This is a genomic window from Sinomonas sp. T428B (genome assembly GCF_056780155.1).
Map to the genome: position 1 here is coordinate 3,330,737 of NZ_JBRAZR010000001.1, position 24,187 is coordinate 3,354,923.

The 24,187-nt window shown below is 72.1% G+C and carries 25 protein-coding genes and 1 riboswitch; of the genes, 20 read left to right on the plus strand and 5 right to left on the minus strand.

Going from position 1 to position 24,187, the window contains the following annotated elements; all coding sequences use genetic code 11:
* Positions 1-12: 12 nt before the first annotated feature.
* A complete protein-coding gene (locus ACUYMY_RS15370) occupies positions 13-420 on the minus strand; it encodes a hypothetical protein (protein WP_481704396.1) in 408 nt (135 codons plus the stop codon).
* Between the two features lie 143 nt (positions 421-563).
* Between ACUYMY_RS15370 and ACUYMY_RS15375 the strand changes: the two genes are divergently transcribed.
* The 4 genes from ACUYMY_RS15375 (at position 564) to ACUYMY_RS15390 (ending at position 4,830) form a co-directional block, all read left to right on the plus strand.
* Entirely contained in the window at positions 564-1,394 is an 831-nt protein-coding gene (locus ACUYMY_RS15375) for a methyltransferase domain-containing protein (protein WP_481704397.1), read from the plus strand.
* A 71-nt stretch (positions 1,395-1,465) separates the two neighbouring features.
* Complete coding sequence (locus tag ACUYMY_RS15380) at positions 1,466-2,086, plus strand: LysE family transporter (RefSeq protein WP_481704398.1); 621 nt, start codon at positions 1,466-1,468, stop codon at positions 2,084-2,086.
* A gap of 69 nt (positions 2,087-2,155) precedes the next feature.
* Positions 2,156-2,695, plus strand: coding sequence for a low molecular weight protein-tyrosine-phosphatase (locus tag ACUYMY_RS15385; RefSeq protein WP_481704399.1), 540 nt, complete (start codon positions 2,156-2,158; stop codon positions 2,693-2,695).
* A gap of 11 nt (positions 2,696-2,706) precedes the next feature.
* A complete protein-coding gene (locus ACUYMY_RS15390; protein WP_481704400.1) occupies positions 2,707-4,830 on the plus strand; it encodes a chorismate-binding protein in 2,124 nt (707 codons plus the stop codon).
* A 102-nt stretch (positions 4,831-4,932) separates the two neighbouring features.
* Here the strand turns inward: ACUYMY_RS15390 and cls are convergent, their stop codons facing one another.
* The gene (gene cls, locus ACUYMY_RS15395) at positions 4,933-6,402 is read right to left on the minus strand and encodes a cardiolipin synthase (RefSeq protein WP_481704401.1); all 1,470 of its coding nucleotides are present in this window, start codon (positions 6,400-6,402) and stop codon (positions 4,933-4,935) included.
* Positions 6,403-6,468: 66 nt separating this feature from the next.
* Between cls and ACUYMY_RS15400 the strand changes: the two genes are divergently transcribed.
* From ACUYMY_RS15400 to ACUYMY_RS15410, 3 genes are all read left to right on the plus strand, one after another.
* Entirely contained in the window at positions 6,469-7,383 is a 915-nt protein-coding gene (locus ACUYMY_RS15400; RefSeq protein ID WP_481704402.1) for an aminodeoxychorismate lyase, read from the plus strand.
* 102 nt (positions 7,384-7,485) lie between these two features.
* Positions 7,486-7,794, plus strand: a complete 309-nt coding sequence (locus ACUYMY_RS15405) for a hypothetical protein (protein ID WP_481704403.1) — start codon at positions 7,486-7,488, stop codon at positions 7,792-7,794.
* Positions 7,795-7,877: 83 nt separating this feature from the next.
* Complete coding sequence (locus tag ACUYMY_RS15410; protein ID WP_481704404.1) at positions 7,878-8,855, plus strand: acyl-CoA thioesterase; 978 nt, start codon at positions 7,878-7,880, stop codon at positions 8,853-8,855.
* Between the two features lie 30 nt (positions 8,856-8,885).
* On the opposite strand, the gene ACUYMY_RS15415 is transcribed toward ACUYMY_RS15410, so the two are convergent.
* On the minus strand, positions 8,886-9,713 hold the full coding sequence (locus ACUYMY_RS15415) for an SMP-30/gluconolactonase/LRE family protein (protein ID WP_481704405.1): 828 nt from the start codon (positions 9,711-9,713) through the stop codon (positions 8,886-8,888).
* Positions 9,714-9,995: 282 nt separating this feature from the next.
* Positions 9,996-11,246 carry an NAD(P)/FAD-dependent oxidoreductase gene (locus ACUYMY_RS15420; protein WP_481704406.1) on the minus strand — a complete coding sequence of 417 codons (1,251 nt, stop codon included), beginning with the start codon at positions 11,244-11,246 and terminating at the stop codon, positions 9,996-9,998.
* Positions 11,247-11,346: 100 nt separating this feature from the next.
* Between ACUYMY_RS15420 and ACUYMY_RS15425 the strand changes: the two genes are divergently transcribed.
* The 9 genes from ACUYMY_RS15425 (at position 11,347) to ACUYMY_RS15465 (ending at position 19,294) form a co-directional block, all read left to right on the plus strand.
* On the plus strand, positions 11,347-11,751 hold the full coding sequence (locus tag ACUYMY_RS15425) for an ArsR/SmtB family transcription factor (protein WP_481704407.1): 405 nt from the start codon (positions 11,347-11,349) through the stop codon (positions 11,749-11,751).
* Entirely contained in the window at positions 11,748-12,245 is a 498-nt protein-coding gene (locus ACUYMY_RS15430; RefSeq protein ID WP_481704408.1) for an SRPBCC family protein, read from the plus strand. Before ACUYMY_RS15425 ends, ACUYMY_RS15430 begins: the two co-directional genes overlap by 4 nt.
* 200 nt (positions 12,246-12,445) lie before the next feature.
* Entirely contained in the window at positions 12,446-14,053 is a 1,608-nt protein-coding gene (locus ACUYMY_RS15435; protein WP_481704409.1) for a PucR family transcriptional regulator, read from the plus strand.
* A gap of 53 nt (positions 14,054-14,106) precedes the next feature.
* Positions 14,107-15,021, plus strand: a complete 915-nt coding sequence (locus ACUYMY_RS15440) for a glutaminase (protein ID WP_481705076.1) — start codon at positions 14,107-14,109, stop codon at positions 15,019-15,021.
* A gap of 58 nt (positions 15,022-15,079) precedes the next feature.
* Entirely contained in the window at positions 15,080-16,606 is a 1,527-nt protein-coding gene (locus ACUYMY_RS15445; protein WP_481704410.1) for an amino acid permease, read from the plus strand.
* Between the two features lie 185 nt (positions 16,607-16,791).
* Positions 16,792-16,902, plus strand: a riboswitch (SAM riboswitch).
* A gap of 8 nt (positions 16,903-16,910) precedes the next feature.
* Complete coding sequence (locus ACUYMY_RS15450) at positions 16,911-17,225, plus strand: DUF1737 domain-containing protein (protein WP_481704411.1); 315 nt, start codon at positions 16,911-16,913, stop codon at positions 17,223-17,225.
* Entirely contained in the window at positions 17,222-17,632 is a 411-nt protein-coding gene (locus ACUYMY_RS15455; protein ID WP_481704412.1) for a rhodanese-like domain-containing protein, read from the plus strand. The genes ACUYMY_RS15450 and ACUYMY_RS15455 overlap by 4 nt, the downstream gene beginning before the upstream one ends.
* An 8-nt stretch (positions 17,633-17,640) precedes the next feature.
* Complete coding sequence (locus ACUYMY_RS15460; RefSeq protein WP_481704413.1) at positions 17,641-18,843, plus strand: O-succinylhomoserine sulfhydrylase; 1,203 nt, start codon at positions 17,641-17,643, stop codon at positions 18,841-18,843.
* A gap of 7 nt (positions 18,844-18,850) precedes the next feature.
* Positions 18,851-19,294 (plus strand): SRPBCC family protein, encoded by a 444-nt coding sequence (locus tag ACUYMY_RS15465; RefSeq protein WP_481704414.1) that lies wholly within the window; start codon positions 18,851-18,853, stop codon positions 19,292-19,294.
* 132 nt (positions 19,295-19,426) lie between these two features.
* Here the strand turns inward: ACUYMY_RS15465 and arfB are convergent, their stop codons facing one another.
* Positions 19,427-19,891 (minus strand): alternative ribosome rescue aminoacyl-tRNA hydrolase ArfB, encoded by a 465-nt coding sequence (gene arfB, locus ACUYMY_RS15470; protein WP_481704415.1) that lies wholly within the window; start codon positions 19,889-19,891, stop codon positions 19,427-19,429.
* A gap of 258 nt (positions 19,892-20,149) precedes the next feature.
* Between arfB and ACUYMY_RS15475 the strand changes: the two genes are divergently transcribed.
* Genes ACUYMY_RS15475 through ACUYMY_RS15490 form a run of 4 tightly spaced genes read left to right on the plus strand, consistent with a single transcriptional unit; the run spans position 20,150 to position 23,962 of the window.
* Positions 20,150-21,913 (plus strand): dihydroxyacetone kinase family protein, encoded by a 1,764-nt coding sequence (locus ACUYMY_RS15475; protein ID WP_481704416.1) that lies wholly within the window; start codon positions 20,150-20,152, stop codon positions 21,911-21,913.
* A gap of 51 nt (positions 21,914-21,964) precedes the next feature.
* Positions 21,965-22,423: a ribose-5-phosphate isomerase gene (locus tag ACUYMY_RS15480; protein WP_481704417.1), complete on the plus strand. Its 459-nt coding sequence runs from the start codon at positions 21,965-21,967 to the stop codon at positions 22,421-22,423.
* Between the two features lie 2 nt (positions 22,424-22,425).
* Positions 22,426-23,244: a triose-phosphate isomerase family protein gene (locus ACUYMY_RS15485; protein ID WP_481704418.1), complete on the plus strand. Its 819-nt coding sequence runs from the start codon at positions 22,426-22,428 to the stop codon at positions 23,242-23,244.
* Complete coding sequence (locus ACUYMY_RS15490) at positions 23,237-23,962, plus strand: GntR family transcriptional regulator (protein ID WP_481704419.1); 726 nt, start codon at positions 23,237-23,239, stop codon at positions 23,960-23,962. The genes ACUYMY_RS15485 and ACUYMY_RS15490 overlap by 8 nt, the downstream gene beginning before the upstream one ends.
* Positions 23,963-24,187 lie beyond the last annotated feature (225 nt).

Genomic DNA, 24,187 nt, shown 5'->3' on the forward strand with positions numbered 1-24,187 from the left:
TCGAGGGGGGCGTCAGTAGGCCGGGTACATGAGGTTGGCCTGGAGCAGCTCCGGGCTGCCAGACACCGAGGAGAGGCCCACGATGATGCCCGTCAGGACGACGCTGATCGCGACCCAGACGGCGCTGAAGCGCGCGAGCGTCCTGAGCTCCGCGCGGCTGACGGAGGCAGTGTCCGTGCGCACGGCCTCGACCGTGGCGCGCAGGACCTCGACCGGGGTGGGGCCGCTCGGCAGGAGGCGGTTGGAGGCGCAGTCGATCGTGCCGTCCGTCAGCGTCGCGACCATGCGGTCGGCGCGGCGGTCGAGGCGCAGGCTCTGGATGCGGCTGCCGTGGCGGGCCAGGAGGATGTCCTCGCCGAGGTGCATGCGGCCGCGGCGGGCAGTGCGGGCACGGTGGCTCGGGTTGTCGATCAGGGACATCGGCGCTCCTCTCGGTCACGAGGGCACCGTTGCCCACGGGGGTCGTATAGGATTCGCCCCCCAGCCTACGTGGGCCGGGGGCGCCAATTTGACAGAACGGCCCTGTTCGTAGCGAACCTCACACGCTCCTGTAACGTGATGCCATGAACGGCGCCGAGAGCAGTCAGAGCACTCCAAACGACGTCTACACGCACGGTCATCACGAGAGCGTTGTGAGGGCCCACGCGTCCCGGACGGCACAGAATTCGGCCGCTTTCCTCCTCCCCCACCTCTCCCCCGGGCTCCGCGTGCTCGACGTCGGCTGCGGCCCCGGGAGCATCACGTGCGACTTCGCGAAGCTCGTCTCCCCCGGGGAGGTCCTGGGCCTCGACCGCTCGGAGGACATCGTCGCCCAGGCCCGCGCGCTCGCCGAGGAGCGCGGCGTCACGAACGCGAGCTTCGCCGTCGGCAATGTCTACGACCTCGAGATCGAGGACGAGAGCTTCGACGTCGTGCATGCCCACCAGGTGCTCCAGCACCTCACCGACCCCGTCGCGGCGCTGCGGGAGATGCGGCGCGTCGCCCGGCCGGGCGGCATCGTCGCAGTGCGGGACGCCGACTTCCACGGCATGAGCTGGTACCCCGACATCCCCGAGCTGGACGAGTGGATGGACGTCTACCAGCGCATCGCGCGGAAGAACGGCGCCGAGCCGGACGCCGGGAGGCGGCTCGTCTCGTGGATGCAGGAGGCGGGATTCACCGACGTCTCCCCGACGAGCAGCAACTGGCTCTACGCGACGCCACAGCAGCGTTCCTGGCAGGCGCGGGTCTGGAGCGAGCGCGTGCTGCACTCCGCCTTCGCGGAGCAGGCGATCGACTACGGCATCGCCGAGGAGGCGGACCTCGCCCGCATTGCCGCCGGCTGGCACCGCTGGGGCTCGAGCCCGGACGGGTGGTTCCTCATCCCGAACGGCGAGGTGATCGGCCGGGCGTAGGCCCGAGGGCGTTCTCTGGGCTCGAGGGGCTCGAGGTCCTGTGGTGACGGCGGGGCACCTACCCTTGGATGGTGCCGTTCTCCCTCTGGGCGACCCTTCTGGGCGCCAGCATGCTCATCAGCTTCACCCCCGGCGCGGGCGCCATCAACACCATGAGCAACGCGCTCACCTCGGGTTTCCGCCGTGCCGTCTACGGGGTGCTCGGGCAGCAGGCGGCACTGATCGTCCACCTCGCGATCGTGGCGGCCGGCCTGGGCGTCCTCGTGGCGAGCTCCCCTGTCGCCTTCAACGTGATCCGGTACCTCGGCGCGGCGTACCTCGTGTACCTGGGCATCCGGCAGGTCCTGCGCCGGCCCGACCCCTCGGCCGAGGCGGTCACGGCGGTCGCGAACGAGCCGGCCTGGTCCATGTTCCGGCGGGGCCTGTGGGTGAACCTCCTGAATCCCAAGGCCGTCGTGTTCTTCCTCGCCTTCATCCCCGGCTTCGTGCGCGCCGACCAGCCGCTGTGGAGCCAGTACGCGGTCATCGGGGCGACGATCGTGGCCGTGGACGTCCTCGTCATGTGGTTCTTCTTCGCCCTCGCGGCCAAGGGCTTCCAGCGCTTCACCCGCAGCGAGCGGGGGCAGCGCGTGGTCAACCGCGTCTTCGGGGCCCTGTTCGTCGGCGTCGGGATCCTCCTCGCGCTCGTCTGAGCGGGAACGGGAGTCATCTGGTCCAGCCCGATGCTGGCCAGAGGCAGCAGCGCCCCTATGCTTGAGCCCATGAACTCGACGGCGAGCCCCTACCGGATCATCACGGTCTGCACCGGGAACATCTGCCGTTCGCCCATGGCCGAGTTCATGCTCGTCGAGGCGCTGCGCGCGGCTGGGCTCGAGGGCAGGGCCGAGGTCGACTCCGCGGGCACCACCAACTACGAGGTCGGACGGCCGATCGACCCGCGCGCTGCGCGGGTGCTCGACGCGCACGGCCTGCATGGCACCAACACGCGCCACACGGCGCGCCAGTTCGACCCCGACTGGTACACGAGCCGGGACCTCATCCTCGCGCTCGACGTCGACCATTACGGCCACCTGCGCGAGCACGCGCCCGCGGGGACCGAGGACAAGGTGAGGATGCTGCGCGAGTTCGACCCCGCCGTCGAGCATCTCGACCCGCTCGAGAAGGGCATCGAGGATCCGTGGTTCGGCGACCAGTCGGACTTCGAGATCACGTGGCAGCTCATCGCGGCGGCGCTCCCCGGCATCGTCGAGCACGTCCGCCGCGAGCTCGACGCGCGCACCCGGCTGCTCACGGGCGCCTGAGCCGAAGCCGCATGCCCGCCGCACCCCGCGCTGCCGCGCGCCCACCGGTGATCGTCGCCGTCGACGGACGCTCTGGGGCAGGGAAGACGACCCTGGCCGTCGAGCTCGCGACGGCGCTGCGAGAGCACCGAAGCGTCACGCTGTTCCACCTCGAGGACCTCTACCCCGGGTGGGACGGCCTCGCCGCCGGCATCCAGGCCTCCGCGGACCGCGTCCTGGCCCCCCTGCGGCGCGGCGAGCCCGCTCGCTGGCGCGCCTGGGACTGGGCGGCTGGCCGCGAGGGCGACGAGCGCGTGACCGAGCCCGCTGACATCGTGATCGTCGAGGGTGTCGGCGCCGGGGCCCGGGCGGCCCGCGGCCTCCTCGACGCCGTCGTCTGGGTCGAGGCGACCGAGGCCGAGCGCAAGGAACGCGCGCTCGCGCGCGACGGCGACACCTACGCGCCGCACTGGGACCGGTGGGCGGCGCAGGAGGAGGCGTGGCTCGCGGACGACCACGTGCCCTCGGCCGCGGACGTGACCGTCGTCGACGGCGAGGCTGAGTCCCGCACGCGCCGCACCGTGGACGCGCTCGCGAGCCTGCCGGCGCTGCGCGAGGCGCTCGCCCCCGAGCGGGCCCTGCGCGACGCCGTCCCGCTCATGGCGCGGCGGGTGGCCGCACGGCCCGACGCGCCCCGTCTGTTCGAGGCCCTGTACGGCGGCTCGGCGCGGGCCGTCTGGCTCGACTCCTCGGACGCGGGCACCCCGGCGGCCGGCCCCCGTAGCCGGTTCAGCATCATGGCGGACGACGGCGGGGACCTGGGCCGCGCCGTCGTGCACCGGGGCGGGACGACCGAGGTGAGCGGGGGCGGCGTCTCGGCGCGCTTCGCCGAGCCGTTCTTCCGCTGGCTCGGAGCCGACTGGGGCCGCCCGCAGCCCGGCCCCGAGGGGCTCGCGTGCGGGTTCGCGCTCGGCTGGATCGGCTACCTCGGGTACGAGCTCAAGCGCGAGTGCGGGGGCAGCGACGTCCCCGCCGGCGTGCCCGACGCCCAGCTCGTCGGGGCCGGACGCGGCGTCGTGCTCGACCACGAGGGCGGGGAGGTGTGGCTCCTCGCCCTCGAGTCCCCCGACGCCGCCGAGTGGCTCGACGCCGCCGCCAGGGCCGTGGACGAGAGCGCCGCAGTCGAAGGCGCCGCCGCCCAGAGCACCGCGCCCGAGCGTGCCCGGCTCGAGGCCCGCCCCGAGGCCGGGGCCCGCGTCCCCGCGGACCCCGCCTTCACCGCCCGCCATCCGGCCGCGGACTACCTCGGCGCCGTCCGCGCCGCCCAGGCCGAGATCGCCGAGGGCAACACGTACGAGGTCTGCCTCACGACGACCCTCGAGGCCCGGGTCCCCGCCGGCTCCCCCGCGGCCGACGCGTGGTCCGTCTACCGCGCGCTGCGCCGGCGCAGCCCGGCGCCGTTCGCGGCCTTCGCCAGGTTCGGGCCGCTCGCCGTCGCGAGCACGTCCCCCGAGCGGTTCGTCTCCATCTCGGCCGACGGCGCGCTGCGGGCCGAGCCGATCAAGGGCACCCGCCGCCGCTCGCCCGCCGCCGAGCTCGCCACGGAGGCCGGGCGCCTGCGCGACGAGCAGGTCCGCGCCGAGCTCGCGGCGAACCCCAAGGACCGCGCCGAGAACCTCATGATCGTGGACCTGCTGCGCAACGACCTGAGCCATTTCGCCGTGCCGGGCTCGGTCGCCGTGTCCCGGCTGTTCGCCGTCGAGAGCTACACGACCGTGCACCAGCTCGTGAGCACCATCGACGCCCAGCTCCGCCCGGGGGCCTCCCGCGCCGAGGCCCTCGCCGCGGCGTTCCCGCCGGGGTCGATGACGGGCGCCCCCAAGGTCAGCACCATGGACATCCTCGACCGCCTCGAGCGCGGCCCCCGCGGGGTCTACTCGGGCGCGATCGGCTACTTCTCCCGGACCGGGGCCGCGGACACGTCGGTCGTGATCCGCACGCTCGTCGTCGAGCAGGCGGACGACGGCGGCGCGCGGCTCACGCTCGGCGTCGGCGGCGCCGTCGTGACCGACTCGGACCCGGACGACGAGTACGAGGAGATCCGGACGAAGGCCTTCGCGGTGCTCAGCACGCTGGGAGCCGCGTTCCCCGACTGAGCCGCCCCGCGGCGTCGTGCGCGGGCCCCCATGTCGCGGTCACAGTCCCCCACCTCGGCGTCAGAAGACCCTATCTCGGCGGTGGAGGCCCCCATCTCGGCGCTACTGGAGGGTGGCCGTGAGGCGCGCGACGTTGTCCACGTACCGGCTCAGCAGGGGCCGCTTGCGCCACGAGTCGAGGTGCAGGGGCTCGCTGATCTCCCGGTACATGTCCTCGACCCGGCGCATCTGGCCCACGATCGCCGAGCCGGGGAGCATGAGCGAGACCTCGAGGTTGAGCGAGAACGATCGCATGTCCATGTTGGAGGACCCGAGGACGGCCACCTCGTCATCGACGGTGAAGTGCTTCGCGTGCAGCACGAACGGCCTCGGGTAGCGGTAGATCTTCACGCCGGCCACGAGGAGCGCCTCGTAGTAGGACTGCTGCGCGTGATGGACGAGGAACTGGTCGCCCTGCTCGGAGACGAACAGCTCGACGTCGACCCCGCGCTGGGCGGCGGTCGTGACGGCGTACAGGAGCGAGTCGTCGGGCACGAAGTACGGGCTGCAGATTGAAAGCCGGTGCTGCGCCGAGTAGATGAGCGTGTTGAACAGGCGCAGGTTGTTCTCGTTCGCGAAGGCGGGCCCGCTCGGCACGACCTGCGCGGCGTGCTCCCCGACGTGCTCGGCGGGGACGAGCTGGTCCTCGAGCAGATCGTCGGTCTCGGAGAGCCAGTCGGTCGCGAAGACGACGTTGAGAGTGGTCACGGCCGGGCCCTCGAGCCGGGCCATGAGCTCGACCCACTTCCGGCCCACCCGCCGGTGCCGTGGGTTGCGGTACGAGCGCTCGACGAGGTTGAGCGAGCCGGTGAAGGCGACCTCACCGTCGACGACGAGGATCTTGCGGTGGTTGCGCAGGTCCACGCGGCGCCACTGCCCGTGCACCGGCAGGAGCGGGAGCATGCGCCGCCACTGGATCTTGGAGGCCTTGAGCCTTCGGATGAGGTCCCGGTAGCCATGGATCCGCAGCGTGCCGATGTGGTCGAAGAGCACCCGCACCTCGACGCCGCGCTCGGCGGCCTCCTCGAGCGCCGTGAGCAGCCCGTCGGTGACCTCGTCCGAGCTCATGATGTAGAACTCCGCGTTGACGAACCGCTCCGCCCGCCGCACGGCGTCGGTCATCTCCTCGATGGCGTCCTCGTAGCCGGGGATGAGCCGGACGGTGTTGCCGCCCACGATCGGCAGCGAGCCGAGGTTGCGGTTGAGCTCCGCCGCGGACTGCAGCCACTCGGGCCCCGGGACCCGGATGTCGACGTCATGCGAGCCCGCGAGCGCGGCCCGGATGCGCGCGTTGACCTCCTGCTGCTGCTGGCGCCGCCGCCGGGACAGGCGGAAGTTGCCGAACAGGAGGAACAGGATGAGCCCGAGGGTCGGGATGAAGAAGATGGCCAGGAGCCAGGCCATGGCCGTCGTGGGGCGCCGGTTGCCCGGGATGATGCCGAGCACGGCGAGGCGTATCACGAGGTCGACGACGGCGAGGAGGAACGTGACCCAGTCCGGCAGGAACCCCACGAGCGGGAGCTGGAACAGCATGTGCTCAGCCTACGGGCGTCCGGGGCCGGGACAGGCTCGGCACGGGCTGACGCCTAAGCTGTCCCCATGACTTCCACCGTGCTCGTCTTCCTGGACCCCGCGCACCCGGACGGCCGCGTCGAGGACGCCTCGAAGCCCCAGCTGTTCGCCACGGACCTCGGGGCGACGCGCGGCGACGGCGTGTTCGAGACTCTCCTGGTCATGGACGGCCACGTCCGCAAGCTCCCCGCACACCTGCGGCGGCTGGCCTCGAGCGCGCGGCTGCTCGAGCTGGACGTCCCGGAGCACGAGGCCTGGGAGCGCGCGGTCGTAACGGCCCTCGACGAGTACCAGCGCGAGGTCGGGCCGCTCCAGGAGGTCGTGGTGCGGCTCGTCGCGACCCGCGGCGTCGAGGGCGCCCACGCGCCCACGTGCTGGGTCGCGGCCTCGGCCCCCCACGCCACGGCGAAGCGGCAGCGCGAGCAGGGCATCGACGTCATCCTCCTCGAGCGCGGCTACGACTCGGACATCTCCGAGCGGGCGCCGTGGCTCCTGCTCGGCGCGAAGACGCTCTCCTACGCGGTGAACATGGCAGCCCTGCGGCACGCGCACCGGCAGGGCGCGGACGACGTCATCTTCACCTCCTCGGACGGGAAGGTCCTCGAGGGCCCCACCTCGACCGTCCTGGTCGCCCATGCGGAGAAGGACGATGCCGGCCGGGTCACCTCGAAGCGGCTCGTCACCCCGCAGCTCGACTCGGGCATCCTGCCGGGCACGTCCCAGGGCGCGCTGTTCGCGGCGGCGAAGCAGGCTGGGTGGGAGCTCGGCTACGGGCCGCTCGAGCCCGAGGACCTCTTCGAGGCCGACGCCGTGTGGCTCATCTCCTCGGTGCGGCTCCTGACCCCGGTGAACCGGCTCGACGGCAAGGCCATCGGCACCGACCCCGAGCTGGTCCGGGCCCTCACGGCCGAGCTCGCGGGCCTCTTCGACCGCATCGCGTAGCCCGGCGCGCGCACGCGCGTTCCCGCGGCGTGGGGATGCCGGGGCGCTCCGCGAGCCGGACTGCTCTGGCGCGGCACGCCGTCGTGCGTCTAGCGTGCAGGTATGCAGGACGGCGACCGCGCGACACCCCCTCCGGGCCTCCCCGCCCTCGACGACCAGGCCCCCCTGGACGAGGGCTACGCCCAGGAGCAGCACTACGGCCACAACCAGGACTTCACGGTGCTGCGCGATCCCAAGCGGTACGCGGACACCCCTCCCGGCGAGCCGCGGCGCGAGGTCGAGCAGCCCAACGGCGAGGTGAAGAAGCCGCGGCGCGGCCACGCCGTCGGCCTCGGGACGTCCGGCGCGGGCGGCATCCCCGATGCGACCGGCCACTCCCACACGGGCTTCGGGGACCGCGACCGGGACTGATCCCCGGCCCGATTCGGCGCACGGCGCGTGACGTCGCCGACAAAGCGTCGCGCACCCCTCGCCGCTGCGGAACACTGTCTTCCATGACACACGACGCCGACGCGCCCCTGAGCAACGAGGTCACCCTCCGCTTCCTCGCCGCCCCGACGGACCTCGGCCGCGCCGGCTCGGTCGACGCCGGGACGGTCCTCGAGTGGGTGGACAAGGCCGCCTACGCCGCGGCCGTGGGCTGGGCGAAGACCTACTGCGTGACGGCGTACGTGGGCAACATCCACTTCGCGGACCCGGTCAACGTCGGCGACATGGTCGAGGTCACCGCGACGATCGTCTACACGGGGCGCACGTCGATGCACATCCGCACGGTCGTCTCCTCGGGCGATCCCAAGGGCGGGACGCCGACGATGCGCAGCCAGTGCCTCGTGATCTTCGTGGCCGTGGGACCCGACGGGAAGCCGGTCGAGGTGCCCCGCTGGGTCCCCGAGAGCGACGAGGAGCGCGAGGCCGAGGCCAGCGCGGTCGCGCGGATCAAGGTCCGGGACGAGATCGTCGAGTCCATGAAGGGCCAGGTGTACTCCGACGCGGGGACGGCCGAGCGCGTGGTGCTGCGCTTCCTCGCCGCGCCCACGGACGTGAACTGGGGCGGCAAGGTCCACGGCGGCACCGTCATGAAGTGGATCGACGAGGCCGCCTACGTGTGCGCCTCGCGGTACAGCGGCCGCGACACGGTGGCGGTGTTCTCGGGCGGCGTGCGCTTCTACCGGCCGCTGCTCATCGGCGACGTCGTCGAGGTCGAGGCCCGGCTCGTCTACACGGGGAACAAGGGCATGCACATCGCCGTGCACGTCCGCTCGGGCTCGCCGAAGGGCCACGAGCTGAACCTCACGACGTACTGCCTCACCATCATGGTCGCCCGCGACGAGACCGGCGCGGCCGTGCCCGTCCCGCACTGGGAGCCGGTCTCGGACGAGGACCGGCGGCTGTGGCAGCACGCGCGCGAGCTGCTCGAGATCCGCGGGAAGGCCCCCGGCGGCCGGCTCCCGAACCACCTGCTCGCGGGCTGAGGGGAGCCAGCCGACGTCGCATCCCTCGAGTCAGCGGGCAGGCATCCGGACGACCTCGAACGGTGTTCCCGCGCCCGAGAAGAACTGCGCGTTCACGACTGCGAGGGTGTTGCCGAACAGGGCCGCCGTCGCCGGCGACTGGAACTCGCTGCCTGCATTGACCGCCTCAATGGTCGCGGCGGAGAAGTCGGAGTTCACTGCCAGCCTCGCGACGTTGCCATTCGCGGTATTCTGCACGACCCACACAGTGTGTCCTCGGACGAGGATGCCGTCCGCCCCCGGAAGAGCACCTTCGACCACACCGTTGACCGTGATCGGGGCGCTCGCGCCAGTTCGGGGATCGACGGTGAAGAGCGCCCCGAGCCCGGTGTGAGCGACGATCAGGGCCTTGTTGCCGGGGCTGGCTGCAATGCCGTTGAGGTTGAAGTCGAAGCTTGCATCGGCGGCCGGACCAGTGAGCGGCAGCCGCTCAACCGCACCGAGCTGCCCGCGGGGGCCGACCGGGAGGAAGTACAACGCGGCCTCGGTGGAACTCGTGAACCATGCCCCCTCGGTGGTGAGGGCCACGTCGTTGATGAAGGAAGCGCCCCCGGCCAGTTGGACGGCGGCAACCTCGCCCCCTGTCTTCGTGTTGTACACGTAGGCCTGGCCTGCGGGCCCGCCTGCGACGAACAGCAGGTTGTGGGCGATGTCAGCCTTCATCCCGACGGCAAGCCTGCCGGCTGGCGCGTCGATGAAGGGCGAGAGGGTGCCGGTGCGTATGTTGCCGCGGTAGATGTCTCCGGTGAAGAGCTCGCCCTGATAGAACGTGTGACCCGCTCCGGCGGCAATGCCCTCGGCGGACGTCAGCGGCACCACGAAGCTGGAGCTGGACCACGAGGGCGCCGCTGCGGCGGAGGGTCCCGAAACGAGGACGGCGGTGAGTGCTGCAAGCCCTGCGGCGGCGAGGCGGAGCCTGAGGCCTTGGGTGGCGCGGGACGGGGTGTGACTGCGAAACATCGTTGCTGCTCCCTCGGAAGGAGACGGTCGCGGGAGACCCCAGCCGAATTCCGCGTGTTGGTACTGCCAGTGTAGAGAGGGCCCGCCGATGGCGACCAGAGCCCGAGTCGCCTCGTGGCTCCGGCCGGATCAGCGGGAGCGTCAGTCCCGGACCTCGCGCGGGAGCAGGACGTACGAGCGCCGGTGCGTGAGGAAGTCGCTCGGCCAGCTCACGAGCGCACGGATCTTCTGCAGGCTCCCCGAGAGCAGCACCACGTGCACTCCAAGCCAGGCGAGGAACGCAAGCGGGCCGGTCATGAGCACGCGCTTCCGGCCGATCTCGGCAACGGCGGAGCCGCGGCCGACCATGGCCATGTAGCCCTTGTCGACGTACCGGAACGGCTCGCGCGGGCGCCCGGCGAGGTCGGCGAGGATGTTCTTCGCCGCCCACTTGCCCGACTGCAGGGCGACGGAGCCGAGCTGGGGCAGGAGGTCGCCGCGCGCATCGGTGATGTTGGCAGCGTCGCCGAGCACGTAGACGCCGTCGGCACCCGGGGCGGTGAGGTCCGGGTTGACGTCGACGCGCCCGCCGCGGCCCTGCGGCAGGCCCGAGGCGGCGATGACCGGCCCGGCCTTGAGACCGCCAGCCCACACCACGATGTCCCCCGGGATCTCGGTGCCGTCCACGAGGACGACCTTCTCGGGCGTGACCTCGGCGACGCCGACCCCGAGCTGGATCCGGACCCCCATGCGCTCGAGGTTGCGCTGGGCGTAGGCCTTGGACTTGTCGGCGAAGGCGTTGAGCACGTTCGGGAGCATGTCCACGAGGTGCACGTGGGAGCGGGCCGCGAGCTCGGGCGAGAAGTACTGCGGGATGACGTAGCGAATGGTCTCGGCGACGGCGCCCGCGGTCTCGACGCCGGTCGGTCCCGCGCCGATGACGACGACGTTCAGCTCGCCGCCGTCGTCCTGCTTGTCGGCCTGCTCGAGCGCGGCGACGAGCGAGGAGCCGAGGTCCACGGCGTCCTCGACGGAGTAGAGCGGGAAGCCGTGCTCCTGCGCGCCGGGGATGCCGAAGAAGTTGGCCTCGGCGCCCGAGGCGATGACGACGATGCGCCCCTGGTAGGTGCGGCCGTCCGCCGTCGTGATGCGCTTGGCCTCGGTGTCCACCGAGGTGACCTCGGAGACGCGCACGCGCACGTGCTTGTCGCCGCGGAAGATGTCCCGCAGCGGCCGTGCGACCTCGGAGACCCCGAGCTGCACGGTGGCCGTCTGGTAGAGGAGGGGCTGGAACTGGTGGTAGGGGTTCTTGTCGATCAGGAGGACCCGGACCCCCTTGCGTCCGAGCTCACGGGCCGCCGCGACGCCCGCGAACCCTCCGCCAACCACGATCACATCGAAGTTCTCGTCCACCTTCGGCACCCTACCCGCTGGGCTGGGCCGTGTGAACGGTTAGCTGCGCGCCGCGAGCGGGCCTTGCCACCCGCCGTCGTGCGGGCTAATCTACAACCAAATGGTTGTAGATCAGCTCAGCTCCCCCCACCAGCTCGGCGACGCGGACATCGACCGCATCTTCCAGGCCCTCGCCGACGCGACCCGGCGGGACATCCTGCGGCAGTCGATGCTGAAGGAGCAGTCGGTCTCCGAGCTGGCGCGGAACTACTCCATGAGCTTCGCGGCGGTCCAGAAGCACGTCGCGGTGCTCGAGCGGGCACTGCTCGTCACCAAGGAACGGCGCGGAAGGGAGCAGATCGTGCACTCCAACCCCGCCGCCCTCCGCAGGGCGGCCCGCCTGCTCGACGCCTACGAGGCGCTGTGGCGGGACCGCGTCGACCGCCTCGGGGACCTGCTCTCCGAGCCGGGAAATGATCCAGGCAACAATCCAGGCAATGACACCGGGAAGGACGCACTGCCATGACCTTCGTCAGCAGCAGCAAGGACACCGAGAACCTGACCCTGACCCTCGTCGCGGAGTTCGCCGCGGACAAGAAGCGCGTGTGGCAGGTCTGGGAGGACGCGCGCCAGCTCGAGCGCTGGTGGGGGCCGCCCACGTACCCGGCCACCTTCGTCACGCACGAGCTCTCCCCCGGGCACCGCTCGCACTACTACATGACGGGTCCCGACGGCGAGCAGCCGCACGGCTGGTGGGAGGTCACGAGCGTCGAGGCGCCGGACCGGCTCGAGTTCATCGATGGGTTCGCGAACGAGGACGGCTCGCCCCAGGACCCCGAGGACACGTCGACGACCGTCGTGACCCTCGACGAGGACGGCGGCACGACCCGCATGACCCTCGTCGCGACCTTCCGCAGCCTCGAGCAGCTCCAGCGGATGGTGGAGATGGGCATGGAGGAGGGCCTCCGCGAGGCCGTCGGCCAGATCGACGCGATCCTCGCCGATTCGCCGGTGAAGTAGCCCGGCGCCGGGAGGGCGCACGACGGCGGGTGGGCACCCGCCGTCGTGCGCCCTCCGCCGCTGCGGGCCCCGCCTTGGACCCGCGCCCAAGAAGCCGCGCTCTTTCCTGTGCCCGCACCCACAAGGACCGGACTGTGAGCGGCCTAACATGGTGGGTCACAGCGGCTCCGACGGGGCAGCGACGGTTCAAGGAAGAGGCAGTGGGCTCCACCATCAACAGCATCCTCGCGGACCTCCCGCCGGGATGGGCACACCACAGGCTGGACGCGGCAGGCGGGGATCCCGCCGTCACCCGCGTCCTCGTGCTCGAGGCGGCGGACCTGGCCGACGATTCGGCGGCCCCAGACGTGCGCTCGGCCCTCGTGTGCCTCGTCGGGGCGCGGGGGCGGGCCGCCGTCCCGGCCATCGGGCGGCTGGTCCGGGCCGGAGCGACGGCCGTGGCCGTCAAGGGGGACCGGACCCCCGAGGCCGAGGAGCTCTGCCGGGACGCCGGCGTCGGGCTCCTGCTCGTCGCACCCGAGGTGCAGTGGGACCGCATCGTCGCGGCCGCGGCGTCCCGGGCGGACGAGGCCGAGCCCCAGGCCGCGGCCATGGCCCTCCTCGAGGAGGACCTGTTCGCCTTGGCCCAGACCACCGCGAGGATCACGTCGAGCCACGTCGTGATCGAGGACGCCGCCAACCGGGTGCTCGCGTACTCGACGGTCTCGAACAACATCGACGAGCTCCGCATGGCCTCGATCCTGACCCGGCGCGGGCCGCGCGAGTACGAGCTCATGCTCAAGGACCTCGGCGCCTACCGCGAGATGCACCGCACGCGCGGTGTGGTCCGCGTGCCGGCTCGACCCGAGCAGGGGCTGCGCGAGCGCGCGGCGATCGCCATCTTCGCCGGCGAACGGATCATGGGCTACATCTGGCTCCAGGAGACCGGGGCTGGGTTCGACGACGACGTCACGTACGCGCTCACCGGCGCCGCGCGGCGCGCAGCGTCCGAGCTGATCAGGTACCGGAACCAGCAGTCCGTCACGATGCACGAGGACCGCATCGGCCGGCTCCTGGCCGGGCCGGCGGAGGCCGAGGCCTGCGCCAAGACCCTCGGCGTGGCGGCCGACGCGCCGTCGTGCCTGCTCCTCGTCAGCGTCTCCCCCGCGGACGCCATGGCCGAGGACGCCGAGCTCGTCCGCGGCCAGCTCGCCGACCTCGTCGCGCTGCACGCGGCCGCCTTCAAGGGCTCGGCGATCGTCGGGCAGCACGGCGGGCGGACCGCCGTCGTCCTCCCCTCCCTCGCGTCGCGGACCGCCGACTCCGCGCTGCGCTCGATCGGCGGCCTCATCGTCGCCGACGCGAAGCGTCACCTCGGCGTCACGGCGTTCGTCGCCGTCGGCAGGATCGTCCCGAGCCTCGCCGCGCTGCACGCCTCGCACGCCGAGGCCTCCGCCGTCCTGGACTCCCTCCTGCGGGGCAGCGGCCTGCAGGTCGCGGCGATGGAGGACGTCGAGACGGACGTCCTCCTGCACGAGGCCGTCACGCGCTTCGCGCCCTCCGCGTTCAGGCACCGGGCGCTCACGGAGCTGCTGATCACGGACCGGGAGCTCGCCGAGACGCTTGCCGGCTACTTCGAGGCGGCGATGGACGTGACCGCGTGCGCGCAGGCCATGCGGGTGCACCGCAACACCGTGTACTACCGGGTGGCGAAGGCCGAGCGCCTCACGGGCCTCGACTTCGGCAACCCCTCGCACGCCACGATCGCCCAGCTCCACCTCGGGCTGTGGTCCCGCGGGGCCCTCGACGGCGCGGGGGCCGGCTCGTGAGCGGCCTCGCCACGGCCGAGCGTCCCGTCGGGGCCGAGCGTCCCGTCGGGGTCGTGCCCGGGCTCGAGCTCGGCGGCCTCCTCGAGGACCTCGTGCGCGCGCACCGGCCGGTGCGCTCCGAGGGCACCGTGCCGGCCTCCATCCCGCACCTCGCCGAGGTCGACTTCAGGAGCTTCGGCATCGCCGTCGCCACCGTCTCGGGCGAGGTCTACGCGGCGGGGGACGCCGCCACTCCCTTCTCGATCCAGAGCATCTCGAAGGTGTTCTCGCTCGCCCTGGCCCTCGGGCACGACGGCGGCGGCGGCCTCTGGCAGCGCGTCCTCCGCGAGCCCTCGGGCACGGCCTTCAACTCGCTCGTGCAGCTCGAGGCCGAGGGCGGCATCCCCCGGAACCCGTTCATCAACGCGGGCGCGCTCGTCGTCACGGACCACCTCATCGAGGCGTTCGGCGACGCGAGCGGGGAGGTGCTCCGGCTGCTGGCGTCCCCCTCGGGCCAGGCGACGGTCAACGAGGACGCGTTCGCCTCCGAGCTCGCCCGGAGCGAGCGCAACTTCGCCCTCGCCCACTTCCTCGCCGACCTGGGCAACCTCCGGAACCCGGCCGACGCCGTCGTGCGCCACTACGTGCGCCAGTGCTCGGTCGAGATGTCCTGCGCCGACGTCGCGCGCGCGGGGCTGTTCCTCGCGAACGACGGCGTGGGGCCGGCCGGGCGGGTCGTCTCCCCGTCCGTCGCCAAGCGGATCGGTGCCGTCATGCTCACGTGCGGGATGTACGACGCCGCCGGGGAGTTCGCCTACCGCGTCGGGCTGCCGAGCAAGAGCGGGGTGGGCGGCGGCATCCTGGCCATCGTGCCGGGGGTCGGCGCCATCTGCGTCTGGAGCCCGCGCCTCGACGCGCACGGCAACTCTCTCGCGGGGACCTCGGCCCTCGCCGAGCTCACCGACCGGACCGGCTGGTCCATCTTCTGACCCCTGCTCGCCCGTCCGACTCCTCTGGTTCCTGCTCGACCCCGCGAAAGGATCACCCATGCCCACTGACCCCCATGAGCTGTCAGTCGCCCCGATCCCTGATCATCTCGAGGACCATGGCCACGCGCATGCGGCGGACCATGTGCTCCATGCCGAGGACGCGGGGTACCACAAGGGCCTCAAGGCGCGGCAGATCCAGATGATCGCGATCGGCGGCGCGATCGGCACGGGCCTGTTCCTGGGCGCCGGCGGCCGCCTGGCCGCGGCCGGGCCCTCGCTCGTGCTCTCCTACGCGATCTGCGGCGCGTTCGTCTTCCTCATCCTGCGCGCCCTGGGCGAGCTCGTCCTCCACCGCCCCTCCTCGGGCTCCTTCGTCTCCTACGCCCGGGAGTTCTTCGGCGAGAAGGCCGCCTACGTCTCGGGCTGGTTCTACTGGATCAACTGGGCCATGACCACGATCGTGGACATCACCGCCGCGGCCCTGTACATGAACTTCTTCGGCCGCTACGTGCCCTGGATCGGCGCCGTCCCGCAGTGGGCCTGGGCCCTGATCGCCCTGGTCCTGGTCCTGGCCCTGAACCTCGTCTCCGTGAAGGTCTTCGGCGAGATGGAGTTCTGGTTCGCCCTGATCAAGGTCGCCGCCCTGCTGGCCTTCCTGGCCCTGGGCATCTACTTCGTGCTCTTCGGCACCCCCACCGGCGCCCCCACCGGGTTCTCCCTGATCACCGACAACGGCGGCATCTTCCCCATGGGCATCGCCCCGATGATCCTGCTCATGCAGGGCGTCGTGTTCGCCTACGCCTCCGTCGAGCTCGTCGGCACCGCCGCCGGCGAGACCGAGAACCCCGCCAAGGTCATGCCCAAGGCCATCAACTCCGTCGTGGCCCGCATCGCCGTGTTCTACGTCGGCTCCGTCATCCTCCTGTCCCTGCTGCTGCCCTTCACCTCCTACCAGAAGGGCGTGAGCCCCTTCGTGACCTTCTTCGGCTCCATCGGCGTCCAGGGCGTGGACGTCATCATGAACCTCGTCGTGCTCACCGCCGCCCTGTCCTCGCTCAACGCCGGCCTCTACTCCACCGGGCGCATCCTGCGCTCCATGGCCGCCGCTGGCTCCGCCCCCGCCTTCGCCCTGCGCATGAACAAGGCCGGCGTGCCCTACGGCGGCATCGCCATCACCGCCGCCGTGTCCCTCCTGGGCGTGCCGCTGAACTACCTCGTCCCCGCCGACGCGTTCGAGATCGTGCTCAACGTCGCCTCCGTGGGCATCATCACCACCTGGGCCACCATCGTCCTGTGCCAGATCCAGCTCCAGCGCTGGGCCAAGCGCGGCTGGACCGAACGCCCCGCCTTCCGCATGCCCGGCGCCCCCTACACCGGCTACGCCACCCTCCTCTTCCTCGCCGCCGTCCTCGTCATGGTCCTGGCCGACTCGCCCTGGACCCTCCTGGCCACCGCCGTCGCCTGCGTCCTGATGGTCATCGGCTGGTACGCCTCCCGCGAGAAGATCCGCGCCATCGCCGCCGCCCGCGACGGCCACACCGGCGCCGCCCCCGTCATCGCCAACCGCCCCACCCGCACCCGCTAACCCCCACCAACCCAGCCACCACACGACGGCGAGGCCCACCACCCCAGGCGAGCCCCGCCGTCGTGCGTGGCCCGGTGGCCCGGGAGGCACTCACGGGCGCCGCGGACGCTCTGTGAAGCCCACGTTGCCAATCGTTACCGCACGCCCATGGTTGCTCCGGGCGGCCCATGCTACGTTCGATCGAGAGTAATGAGCGCCAGCGCCAAGCCCTGACTTGCTGGCCGGCAACCCTCCATGTGGCGGGGTGCCTCAGGTGAGTACTCGGCATTCGTTCGTTCGATACGCAAGCCCGAAGGAGCCCGTCATGACCGACACCGCGACCGCCCCGGCCGGGGCGGACGTCACCCCGCTCAATGACCCGGCAGCGCCGGAGACCCCAGGCGAGGAGAAGCTCGCCTACCGTCTCCTGACCGGTCCCGACACCCGCGAGTTCTGCGCCCGCATCTCGCAGGCCCTCGCCGACGGCTACGTGCTGCACGGCAGCCCCGCGGCGACCTTCAACGGCTCCGAGGTCATCGTCGCCCAGGCCGTCATCCTGCCCCACGCCATCGCGCGGGCAGACGCCGCCGTGGCGTCCGCCGTCGACTCGCTCGAGTACGAGGGCGAGGGGCACGCGTGAGCTACGCCGGGGACATCACGCCGCAGCAGGCGTGGGAGAAGCTCCTCGAGGGCGCCGTGCTCGTGGACGTGCGCACCGAGGAGGAGTGGGCGCACATCGGCATCCCTGACACCCACTCGACCGACAACGACCCGCTGTTCATCCCGTGGGTCTTCGCGGGGGGCATCCCGAACCCGGACTTCGTCAACGAGCTGACACTCCAGGCGCCCGAGCCGGGCTCCGCCGAGCTCGTCTTCCTCTGCCGGTCCGGCAACCGCTCGAGCTACGCCGCCGAGGTGGCCACGAACCTGGGCTTCACCGCCTACAACATCCTCGAGGGCTTCGAGGGACATCCCGGACCGGACGGGCAGCGCACCGTGAATGGATGGAAGAACCGCGGGCTGCCGACCAATCTGGGACAGGACTAAGTAGTTACGTGACGTTCGACATCAATGCCGCCGACTGGAGCGAAGACACCCAGGCTGTGCGCGGCGGACTCCTCCGCACCAACTTCCAGGAGACCTCCGAGGCCGTCTTCCTCAACTCGGGCTTCGTCTACGACTCCGCCGAGGCGGCGGAGCGGGCCTTCACCGGCGAGGACGAGCGGTTCGTCTACTCCCGCTACGGCAACCCGTCCGTGGCCACCTTCCAGGAGCGGCTCCGGCTGCTCGAGGGCACCGAGGCGTGCTTCGCGACGGCGTCCGGCATGTCCGCCGTGTTCACCGCGCTCGCGGCGCTGCTCGCCGCCGGTGACCGGGTCGTCGCGGCCCGGAGCCTCTTCGGCTCATGCTTCGTGATCCTCAACGAGATCCTCCCGCGCTGGGGCGTGGAGACCGTGTTTGTGGACGGGCCGGACCTGGACCAGTGGCGCGAGGCGCTCTCGGTGCCGACGACGGCGGTGTTCTTCGAGTCGCCGTCGAACCCCATGCAGGAGCTCGTGGACATCCAGGCCGTCTCCGACCTGGCCCACGCGGCGGGCGCGAAGGTCGTCGTCGACAACGTCTTCGCGACCCCGCTGCTGCAGAAGAGCCTCGACTTCGGCGCCGACGTCATCGTGTACTCGGGCACGAAGCACATCGACGGCCAGGGACGCGTGCTCGGCGGGGCGGTCCTCGGCACGAAGGAGTTCATCGACGGTCCGGTCAAGCAGCTCATGCGGCACACTGGCCCGGCGCTCTCGTCCTTCAACGCGTGGGTCCTGACCAAGGGGCTCGAGACGATGGGCCTGCGCGTCCGGCACTCCTCAGCCTCGGCGCTCGCGATCGCCGAGTGGCTCGAGGCCCGGCCCGAGATCCGCTGGGTCAAGTACCCGCACCTTGCCTCGCACCCGCAGTACGAGCTCGCGCGCAAGCAGATGAGCGCCGGCGGCACGGTGCTGACCTTCGAGCTCAACGCACTCGAGGGGCAGGGCAAGGAGGCCGCGTTCAGGCTGCTCAACGGGCTCAAGGTCATCGACATCTCGAACAACCTCGGCGACGCGAAGTCCCTCATCACCCATCCGGCCACGACGACGCACCGGGCCATGGGCCCCGAAGGCCGGGCCGCGATCGGGCTCAGCGACGGCGTGATCCGGCTGTCCGTGGGCCTCGAGGACGTCGGGGACCTCATCGGGGACCTCGAGCAGGCCCTCGGCGCCTGAGCGCCGCGTGCACCGCTTCAGGATCACCCTCGAGTCCCCGCTCCCGGCGTCCGCCGCGTGGGACCGGGTGCTCGACCTGCGGGCGCACTCGCGCGTCGCGCCGCTGACGCGCATGACCTCCGGGGCGGTGGCCGCCCGCGACCTGCGGGCCGGCCACCGCTTCATCGCGCACACGGGCCTCGGCCCCCTCGGGTTCGACGACGTCATGACCATCGCCGAGGTGGCCCCTCCCGCCGCCGGCGCGCCGGGCCGGGCCCGGATCGCGAAGTCGGGGCGGGTGATCCGTGGGCAGGTCCTCGTCACGGTCTCGGCGCACGACGGCGGGTCCTCCGTGCGCTGGGAGCAGGACTTCGCCTTGGGGCGGCTCGGCGGGCCGCTCGGGCGGCTCGCGGCCGGCGGCGCCCGGTTCGCCTACGCCTTCGCCCTGCGCCGGCTCCTCGCCCCTCACTGACCGTTGCGGGGTCACCTCCCAACGTTGCGGGGTCACCTCCCAACGTTGCGGGGTCACCTCCCAACGTTGCGGGGTCACCTCCCATTCAGCCTCCAGAGGGGGCCGACCAGGTCCTCTGGGAAGGTGCAGAGCTCAGCATGAAGGAGGCGTGCGTCGGCCGGACTTGAGCTCGCTCCGCCGTTTCTTAGCCTCAAGCCGCCGGGCCTGAGAGCCACGGGTTGGGCCGGTCGGCCTACGCGTGGGCCCGGGCGGCATGAGGGCCTCGGACAGCAGGATGACGAGCCGCTCCCTGGCTGCTTCCCGGTTGCGCAGCTGCGAGCGTTCTCCGGACGCGACGAGACTCAGGCGCCCTCCAACGAGGCGTCCGGAGAGGGCCTTGAGGATCCGCTCGCGCTGAACGGGTGAGAAAGCAGTGCTCGCGCCAGGGTCGAAGAGAAGCTCGATCCGGCTGTCGGTGGTGTTGACGCCTTGCCCGCCGGGCCCGCTCGCTCGGCTGAAACGCTCCACGATCTCGGCCGCGGGGATCACAAGCCCGCGCGGCACGCCGGGAGACGGCGGTAGGCGCAGATCCTGGCCGGGCTTGTTCACGCTGCCCATTCTCGCGCGCTCCCTCGACCGAGGCAGCGCAAGAGGTTCGGCGCGGCATGCCACGCTCCGCGCCCGGCCTCATACAGCCACGCAATCCCCGGACCGCTGAGAAGTGACCTCGCAACCTTGGGAGGTGACCCCGCAACGTTGAGACGTGACCTCGCAACGTTGAGACGTGACCCCGCATCTGGGTTGCTTGACTCGGACCCTCGTTGTTCCAATATCCTATAGGAAAGATCAGCGACCCGTACTCGACGAGGAGACACAGTGACCCGCTTGTGGAATGACCCCGCATCCTTCGCGGACGACATGGTGGACGGTTTCGTCCGCGCGAGTGGGCGCTGGGTCCGGCGCGTCCCAGGGGGCGTGGCCCGGTCGACCCGCTCCGCGACGCCGGAGGTCGCCGTCGTGATCGGCGGCGGCTCGGGCCACTACCCCGCCTTCGGCGGCCTCGTCGGCCCGGGCCTCGCGCACGGCGCGGCGATGGGCAATCTCTTCGCCTCGCCCTCGGCCCATCAGGTCGAGTCCGTCATCCGCGCAGCCGAGCAGGGCCGCGGCGTCCTGCTGAGCTTCGGCAACTACGCGGGGGACGTCCTGCACTTCGGCGCCGCCCAGGATGCCGTCCGCAAGGACGGCATCGACTGCCGCACCGTCCGCGTCACCGACGACATCTTCAGCGCGCCGCCTTCCGAGAGGGAGCGCCGCCGCGGGATCGCCGGCGACCTGACCGTCTTCAAGGTCGCCGGCGCAGCGGCCGCGGCCGGCTACGACCTCGACGGCGTCGAGCGCGCCGCCGTTCTGGCCAACGCCCGCACCCGCTCCCTCGGCGTCGCCTTCACCGGCTGCACCCTCCCGGGGGCCGAGGCCCCGCTGTTCACCGTCCCCGAAGGCAAGATGGCGATCGGCCTCGGCATCCACGGCGAGCCCGGCATCGAGACCACGGACATCCCGAGCGCGGACGGGCTCGCGGAGCTCTTCGTCCGCCACCTCCTCGACGAGGCCGAATTGCCGGACGGCGTCCAAGTCCGCGGCGGCCGCGTCGTGCCCATCCTCAACGGCCTCGGCTCGGTCAAGAACGAGGAGCTCTACGTCGTCTTCGCCCGCGTCGCGGCCCTGCTCGAGGAGGCCGGCGCGACGCTCGTGGACCCGCAGGTCGGCGAGTTCTGCACGAGCTTCGACATGGCCGGGGCGTCCCTGACGCTCCTGTGGCTCGACGACGAGCTCGAGCGGCTGTGGCTCGCGCCCGCGGACACCCCCGCCTTCCGTACCGGCGCCGTCGACCCCGCGGGCCTCGAGGCTGTCGCGCCGGACGACGCCGAGGCCGCCAGGGCGGTCGAGGCTCCCCTCCCGCCCGCGAGCGAGGAGTCCCGGCGGGCCGCGGCCCGGATCGCCCTGGCCCTGACGGCGGCGCGGGACGCCATCGACGCAGCGGCGGACGAGCTCGGCCGCATCGACGCGATCGCCGGCGACGGGGACCACGGCATCGGCATGCGGCGCGGGACCACCGCGGCGGCCGCGACGGCGTCGGACCTCGCCGAGCGGGGCGCGGGCGCCCAGACCCTCCTCACCCGCTCCGGGCATGCGTGGTCGGACCGGGCCGGCGGGACCTCCGGCGCCATCTGGGGCCTCATCCTCGAGACGGTCGGCGAGCACCTGGGCGACGACGCCGAGCCGTCCGCGGCGTCCGTCGCCGCCGGCGTCTCCGCCGCCGCCCGCGCCGTCATGGACTTCGGCAAGGCCAACGTCGGGGACAAGACCCTCGTGGACGCCCTCGTTCCCCTCGCGCAGACGCTCCAGCGGCACGTGGACGACGGCGTGCCCCTCGCCGAGGCGTGGCGGGCCGCGGCCACCGCCGCCGACGTCGCGGCCGCCGCGACGGCCGACCTCATGCCCGGCATGGGCCGGGCCCGCTCCCACGGGACCAAGGCCCTCGGCGTCCCGGACCCCGGCGCCGTCTCGCTCGCCCTCATCGCGGGCCGCGTCCTCGCCGTCCTCGAGGAGGACGCGACGGCGGGGTCCGCGAGGACCTGATCAAAACAGTCGCACCAGCAACCACGATCCACCCACAACCCAAGGAGAACCATGCCCGCATGGCGCATCGTCGTCGGCTCGGACGACGCCGGCTTCGACTACAAGGAGATCATCAAGCGCGACCTCCAGGCCAACGGCTCGGTCGTCTCGGTCACGGACGTCGGCGTCGACGCCGAGGGCCACACCGCCTACCCCACCATCGCCACGACCGCGGCCGAGATGGTCGCCCGCGGCGAGGCCGACAGGGCGATCCTCATCTGCGGCACGGGCCTCGGCGTCGCGGTCGCGGCCAACAAGGTCAAGGGGATCCGCGCCGTCACGGCCCACGACAGCTTCTCGGTCGAGCGCAGCGTCCTGTCCAACAACGCCCAGGTCCTGTGCATGGGCCAGCGCGTCGTGGGGATCGAGCAGGCCCGGCGCAACGTCCGCGAATGGCTCACGTACGTCTTCGACGAGGAGAGCCCCTCGAACGCGAAGGTGCAGGAAATCTGCAGCTACGAGGGCGTGTGACGATGCCCCCCGCACCCCGCTTCCTCCTCGGGGTGAGCACGAAGATGTACTTCAGCCACGCCCGCACCGTCGAGTGGTGCCGTGACGTGGCGGCCCTCGCGGACGGCCATTCCGCCGTCCGCGAGGGGCATGCGGGCCTGTTCGTCGTCCCCGGCTACCTCTCCATCCCCGCCGCGGTGGAGATCCTCGACGGCGTCGCCCTCGTCGGCGCGCAGGACCTCGCGGCCCAGGACTCGGGCGCGTTCACGGGCGAGGTCAGCGGCGCACAGATCGCGGAGGTCGGCTGCTCGCTGGTGGAGATCGGCCACGCGGAGCGCCGCCGGCACTTCGGCGAGGACGACGCCGTCGTGCGCGCCAAGACGACGGCCGCCCTCCGCGCCGGACTCACCCCGCTCCTGTGCATCGGCGAGGCCGAGCAGGGCCCGGCCGAGGCGGCCGCGCGCGAGTGCATCCGCCAGGTCGACGACGCCCTGGCCGGCGCCGCAGCGCTGGGCATGACCGGCAGGATCATCGCCGCCTACGAGCCGCACTGGGCGATCGGCGCGCCCGAGCCCGCCCCGCCGTCGTACATCACCGCGGTGTGCTCCCGGCTGCGGGAGCACGTCCGCGGCCTGCCCGGATTCGAGGGCTCCTCGCTCATCTACGGCGGCAGCGCCGGGCCGGGCCTCCTCACCGAGGTCGCGGGGAGCGTGGACGGCCTGTTCCTCGGCCGCTTCGCCCACGACCCCCGCGCCCTCGGCGCGATCCTGGATGACGTCATGGCCGTGGTCGCCGGTACCCCGGCTGATAGCATCGGGGGCGCAGGAGGAGCCCATGTCTGAGACCGTCTACCCTCTCGCCGGGGCCGCTGCCCTCGAGCGCAAGGGGCTGCGCGACCGCGTGTACGACCTCATCCTCGACATGCTCATGACCGCGGACATCGCCCCCGGCGCGCGGCTCTCGATCGACGCCCTCGCCCGGGACCTCAACGTCTCCCCCACACCGGTCCGCGAGGCCCTCGTGCAGCTCGAGCGCACGGGGCTCGTGGTGCGCGAGGCGCTCAAGGGGTACCGGGTCGCTCCCCCGCTCGCCGACGAGCAGCTCGAGGCGCTCTTCGACGCCCGGCTCGTCCTCGAATGCGGCGCGGCCGAGCTCGCCGCGAGGAACGCCGCCGCCCTCGTGCCGCTCCTCGAGCGGGCCATCGAGGACCACCGCGCGATCGGCAACCGGGTCCGCGAGGCCGCGCACGAGCACGGAGGCAAGTGGCCCGTGGAGCTGCTGCGCGAGTACTTCCTCATTGACTGGAACTTCCACCACCTCATCTTCGAGGGCACGGGCAACCCGTTCCTGATCGACATGTCCGAGGCCATCTCGACCCGCGTGCACCGCATGCGCCAGACCGTCCGCAGCGGCCTGAGCGATGCCGACCAGGCCGTCGCCGAGCACGCAGCCATCCTCGAGGCGCTGCGCAGCCAGGGCCCCGAGGCCGCCGCGGACGCCATGCGCGACCATATCGAGAAGGTGCGCATCCGCTCGCGCGCGGACGTCACCGCACCCTGATTCGAAAGGACAGGGCGGACGACGGCGGGCCTCGCCCCGCCGGGGCCGGCTCACCTGGCGCGATCGGCCGGCATCGCGTTCTGCCCTGTTGCCGCGCCGTCTTTCCCCGGGAGAATGAGGGGGCCGTGGCAGAGTTGTGCCGTGGCGGGCGGGGGGCCCGCCGACTGTGCCGCAAGGGGGGAACGGTGGTCTCAGAGGGCCCGCTCGATGTGGATGGCACGTCTC

Excerpts from the sequence above, each read along its gene's own strand:
- ACUYMY_RS15445 (WP_481704410.1), top strand. The coding sequence starts at position 15,080 with ATGCCCACTGACCCCCATGAGCTGTCAGTCGCCCCGATCCCTGATCAT.
- ACUYMY_RS15425 (WP_481704407.1), top strand. The coding sequence starts at position 11,347 with ATGGTTGTAGATCAGCTCAGCTCCCCCCACCAGCTCGGCGACGCGGAC.
- ACUYMY_RS15490 (WP_481704419.1), top strand. The coding sequence starts at position 23,237 with ATGTCTGAGACCGTCTACCCTCTCGCCGGGGCCGCTGCCCTCGAGCGC.
- ACUYMY_RS15430 (WP_481704408.1), top strand. The coding sequence starts at position 11,748 with ATGACCTTCGTCAGCAGCAGCAAGGACACCGAGAACCTGACCCTGACC.
- ACUYMY_RS15370 (WP_481704396.1), bottom strand. The coding sequence starts at position 420 with ATGTCCCTGATCGACAACCCGAGCCACCGTGCCCGCACTGCCCGCCGC.
- ACUYMY_RS15385 (WP_481704399.1), top strand. The coding sequence starts at position 2,156 with ATGAACTCGACGGCGAGCCCCTACCGGATCATCACGGTCTGCACCGGG.
- ACUYMY_RS15480 (WP_481704417.1), top strand. The coding sequence starts at position 21,965 with ATGCCCGCATGGCGCATCGTCGTCGGCTCGGACGACGCCGGCTTCGAC.
- ACUYMY_RS15375 (WP_481704397.1), top strand. The coding sequence starts at position 564 with ATGAACGGCGCCGAGAGCAGTCAGAGCACTCCAAACGACGTCTACACG.
- ACUYMY_RS15390 (WP_481704400.1), top strand. The coding sequence starts at position 2,707 with ATGCCCGCCGCACCCCGCGCTGCCGCGCGCCCACCGGTGATCGTCGCC.
- ACUYMY_RS15400 (WP_481704402.1), top strand. The coding sequence starts at position 6,469 with ATGACTTCCACCGTGCTCGTCTTCCTGGACCCCGCGCACCCGGACGGC.
- ACUYMY_RS15410 (WP_481704404.1), top strand. The coding sequence starts at position 7,878 with ATGACACACGACGCCGACGCGCCCCTGAGCAACGAGGTCACCCTCCGC.
- ACUYMY_RS15450 (WP_481704411.1), top strand. The coding sequence starts at position 16,911 with ATGACCGACACCGCGACCGCCCCGGCCGGGGCGGACGTCACCCCGCTC.
- arfB (WP_481704415.1), bottom strand. The coding sequence starts at position 19,891 with ATGGGCAGCGTGAACAAGCCCGGCCAGGATCTGCGCCTACCGCCGTCT.
- cls (WP_481704401.1), bottom strand. The coding sequence starts at position 6,402 with ATGCTGTTCCAGCTCCCGCTCGTGGGGTTCCTGCCGGACTGGGTCACG.
- ACUYMY_RS15405 (WP_481704403.1), top strand. The coding sequence starts at position 7,486 with ATGCAGGACGGCGACCGCGCGACACCCCCTCCGGGCCTCCCCGCCCTC.
- ACUYMY_RS15485 (WP_481704418.1), top strand. The coding sequence starts at position 22,426 with ATGCCCCCCGCACCCCGCTTCCTCCTCGGGGTGAGCACGAAGATGTAC.